Below are 3974 nucleotides of genomic sequence, written 5' to 3'. Positions count from 1 at the left end.
TTCGACACGCAACGCCGTCGCGGACGTCACCGGGCCGGTTGGTCCGACGTGGCCGGAGGTGATCGATGCGACCGAAGGTGACGATGTAACGGCCCGCTCCAGCGTTCGTAGCGCACCTGCGTCCGTGCCGCTTCCCGATCGATGGGTGCCGCCCCGGCTCGCTCGTCCGAACACAACAGTCCATTGTGGAATAAATCGTGCTGAGGCGAATTCGACCGCAGTGTAAGGCTTTGCCCGCGGAACTTATTCGTTCGTGACATGGCAATGCGCCCAGGTGTTCGGCTTTGCGTCCCCATGCTGCGGAACGGGATTCATATGTCCATAGTGGACGCGGTGACGGCATTCGCTTGCGCCGCACCGCCCTACGACGCTCACTCGGTCGAGTAGCCGCTCCGACCTGCGGTGCGAACCGCGCAGACCTACGCTGACCTGGTCGGTCACCCATGGGTGTCGCTGGGTGAGGGGGCCATTGTGGACATTTCTCGGGCTCGTGGGCGGCATGGCCACGAGCACGCGGCGGCGCGGCAGCCGGACGTTTCGGCACAACTGCCCGACGCCGCCGCCGTGCTCGCGCGCGCCGCCGGGGAGAACTTCCCCGTCGCCGCCCGCGTCCTGCCGAGAGATCTGCGCAGGCACCTGATGGCGCTGTACGGCTACTTCCGCCTGGTCGACTACGCGGGCGACGAAGCCCCCGGAAACCGGGAAAGCCTGCTGGAATTCCTCGAAGCCGACCTCGCGCACGCCTACCGCGGCACCCCGCGGATCCCGTTGCTGCGCGCGCTCGCACCCACCGTGCAGGAATGCGGCATCCCGCAGGACGTCCTCGTCAGGTTGATCGAAGCGAACCGCCAGGACCAGCACGTGCGCCGCTACCGGACGTTCGCCGAACTGGTGCGGTACTGCGAGCTGTCGGCCAACCCGGTCGGTGAGTCCGTGCTGCACGTGTTCGGCTGCGCCCGCCCGGACCTGGTGTCGCTGTCCGACCGGGTGTGCACCGCGTTGCAGGTCCTCGAACACTGCCAAGACGTGCTCGAAGACCTCCGGCAGGACCGGGTGTACCTGCCGGAGGCGGACCTGGCGCACTTCGGCTGCAGCCTCGACGAACTCGGCACGTATCCGGCACCGCTGCGCTGGCGCAGGCTGATCCGGTTCCAAGTGGCCCGCGCCGAACGCCTGCTCGACTCCGGCGCCCCGTTGATCGGTCGGCTGCCGGGCCTGGCGCGGCTGTCCGTGGCCGGGTACGTCGCGGGCGGGCGCGCGACCGCGCAAGCCTTCGCCGGCGCCGGTTACGACCCGATCTCCGTGCACTTGAGCCCGGCGAAGACGCGCACCGCGGGGGAATGGGCACGACTGCTGCTGACTGGAGGAGCTTGGTGACCGCGTCGGTGCAAGAGGCATACCGCGAGTGCGAGCGCATCACCCGCACCCGCGCCCGCAACTTCTCCTACGGGATCCGGCTGCTGCCCGGCCCGAAACGGCGGGCGCTCTCGGCGGTGTACGCGTTCGCCCGGCGCGTCGACGACATCGGCGACGGCGGACTTCCGATGAACGACAAGCTCCGGCTGCTCGGCCAGGCCCGCTCGGACCTGCACGCGGCCAGCACCCGGTCGGCGGATCCGGTGCTGGTGGCGCTGGCGGACGCGGCGTCGCGGTCGGCGCTACCGATGCACGCCTTCGACGAACTGATCGACGGTTGCGAGGCCGACGTGCTCGGCACCCGGTACCGGACGTTCGCGGAGCTGCTGCACTACTGCCGCTGCGTCGCCGGTTCGATCGGCCGCCTCTCGCTGGGCGTGTTCGGCACCCAGGACCGGGCCGTGGCGGAACGCCGCGCGGACGCGCTCGGCGTGGCGCTGCAACTGACCAACATCCTCCGGGACGTCCGCGAAGACCACGTGGAAGGCCGCGTGTACTTGCCGGACGAGGACCTCGAGCGGTTCGGGGTCCGGCTGGAGCCGCACACGCCCGGGCTGCTGCTGCACGAGCAGGACGGGCTCGCGCGGCTGGTGCGGTTCGAGGTGCAGCGCGCCGAGCAGTGGTACCGGCAGGGCTTCGCGCTGCTGCCGATGCTCGACCGCCGCAGCCGCGCCTGCTGCGCGTCGATGGCCGGGATCTACCACGAGGTCCTGCAAGCGATCGCCGCGGCGCCGCTGCGGGCCATGCAGCAGCGGACTTCGCTGACGAGCTGGCAGAAGGCGGGCGTGGCGGCCCGCTCGATGGCGGGGATGGCGCCGTGAGCCGGCACGTGCTGGTGGTCGGGGGCGGTCTCGCCGGGATCACCGCCGCGCTGCGGTGCGCCGACAGCGGGTACGAGGTGACGCTGGTGGAGACGCGAGCGCGGCTCGGTGGCGCCGCGAGTTCGTTCCAGCGCGGAGACTTGGACGTCGACACCGGGCAGCACGTCTTCCTGCGCTGCTACAGCGCGTACGCCGCGCTGCTGCGCAGGCTCGGCGTGCTGGACAAGGTGCGGGTGCAGCCTCGCTTCCGGGTGCCGGTGCTCGAGCCGTTCCGGGCCTGCTCGGTGCTGCGGCGCTGGGACCTGCCCGCACCGGCGCACCTGGCTCCGGCGTTGCTCGGGCATCCCGCTTTGACGTTGCGGCAGCGGGTGAACGCCGCGCGCACCGGGATGCGGATGCGGGAGCTCGACCCGGAGGATCCGGCGCTCGACCGGATCAGCTTCGGCGACTGGTTGCGGGAGTGCGGCGAGTCGGCGCGGGCCGTGGACGCGCTCTGGGCACTCCTGTCGGTTGCCGCGCTCAACGCCGCGCCGGACGAGTCCTCGCTCGCGCTGGCCGCGACGGTGTTCCGCACCGGCCTGCTCGACGCCGCGGACAGCGGCGACATCGGCGTACCGCTGCGGCCGCTGGCAGAGCTGCACGACGGCGCCGCGCACCGCGAGCTGGCGTCCGCAGGAGTGCGGGTTCTCCTGCGCACCAAGGCGAACAGCGTGCTGCGAGACGAATCGGGCGAGACGGGCTGGCGGGTCCCGGTGCGCGGGCGCGGAGGCGAGGAAGTGCTGCGCGCCGACTCCGTGATCGTCGCCGTCCCGCACCAGCACGCCGGCGCACTCCTGTCCGCCCGGCTCTTGCCCGCGGCGGCGGCCTGGTCCGGGCTGTCGGCAGCGCCGATCGTGAACGTGCACGTGCGCTACGACCGGCCGGTGCTGGCCGAACCGTTCGCGGCGGTCCTCGGCTCGCCGGTGCAATGGCTGTTCGACCGCACCTCCGCGGCCGGCGTGCGCCGCGGCCAGTACCTGGCGATCTCCCTGTCGGCCGCGCACGAGTACGTCGAGCAGCGCACCGGCGAGCTGCGCGCGCTGTTCCTGCCGGCGCTGCGCGACCTGCTTCCCCGCGCGCGGCGGGCCGAGGTCCAGGACTTCTTCGTCACCCGCGAACCGCGCGCGACCTTCGCGCAAGCGCCCGGGACCCGCGATCTGCGACCCGGCGCCGACACCGGGCTGCCCGGGCTGGTGCTGGCGGGCGCGTGGACCGCCACCGGCCTGCCCGACACCCTGGAAGGCGCTGTGCGCAGCGGGGATCAGGCCGCGCGAGTGGTGCGGGCGACGTTCGACGAAGCCCGCCCGGCGGGCTTGGAGGTGACCCGATGACCACGGCGACACCCAGCGTGCTGAGCACCTCGCGCCAGCAGGTCGAACCGCAGCTGCGGGCCGCGGTCGGCAGGCTCGACGAGCACACCCGGCGGGTCTGCGAATACCACCTCGGCTGGGTGCACGCCGACGGTTCTCCGGACGGGCGCACCGGCAAGGCGCTTCGCCCGGCGCTGGTGCTGCTGTCCGCGCAGGCCATCGGCGGCCCCGGGCACTGGCCGACGCGCGCGGGCGCGGCCATCGAACTCGTGCACAACTTCTCGCTGCTGCACGACGACTTGATGGACGACGACACCTCCCGGCGGCACCGGCCCACCGCTTGGACCGTGTTCGGCCGGCCCTCCGCGCTGCTGGCGGGGGATGCGCT

The 3974-nt window shown here is 72.3% G+C and carries 4 protein-coding genes; all 4 read left to right on the top strand.

The features are described from left to right. The first annotated feature begins 471 nt into the window (after positions 1-471). Entirely contained in the window at positions 472-1377 is a 906-nt protein-coding gene (hpnC, locus tag IJH84_RS12805) for a squalene synthase HpnC (RefSeq protein ID WP_295144473.1), read from the top strand. Continuing rightward, positions 1341-2237 carry a presqualene diphosphate synthase HpnD gene (hpnD, locus tag IJH84_RS12800; RefSeq protein ID WP_295144470.1) on the top strand — a complete coding sequence of 299 codons (897 nt, stop codon included), beginning with the start codon at positions 1341-1343 and terminating at the stop codon, positions 2235-2237. Before hpnC ends, hpnD begins: the two co-directional genes overlap by 37 nt. Next, a complete protein-coding gene (gene hpnE / locus IJH84_RS12795; RefSeq protein ID WP_295144467.1) occupies positions 2234-3607 on the top strand; it encodes a hydroxysqualene dehydroxylase HpnE in 1374 nt (457 codons plus the stop codon). The genes hpnD and hpnE overlap by 4 nt, the downstream gene beginning before the upstream one ends. After that, a partial coding sequence (locus IJH84_RS12790) for a polyprenyl synthetase family protein (RefSeq protein WP_295144464.1) occupies positions 3604-3974 on the top strand: 371 nt, incomplete at its 3' end. The genes hpnE and IJH84_RS12790, both read left to right, overlap by 4 nt.

This window comes from Saccharopolyspora sp. (assembly GCF_017434145.1).
In the GTDB taxonomy this organism is placed as follows: Bacteria; Actinomycetota; Actinomycetes; order Mycobacteriales; family Pseudonocardiaceae; genus Saccharopolyspora_C; species Saccharopolyspora_C galaxeae.
The sequence above is the reverse complement of the archived record's forward strand: the minus strand, read 5'-3'. Positions and strand labels throughout refer to the sequence as shown.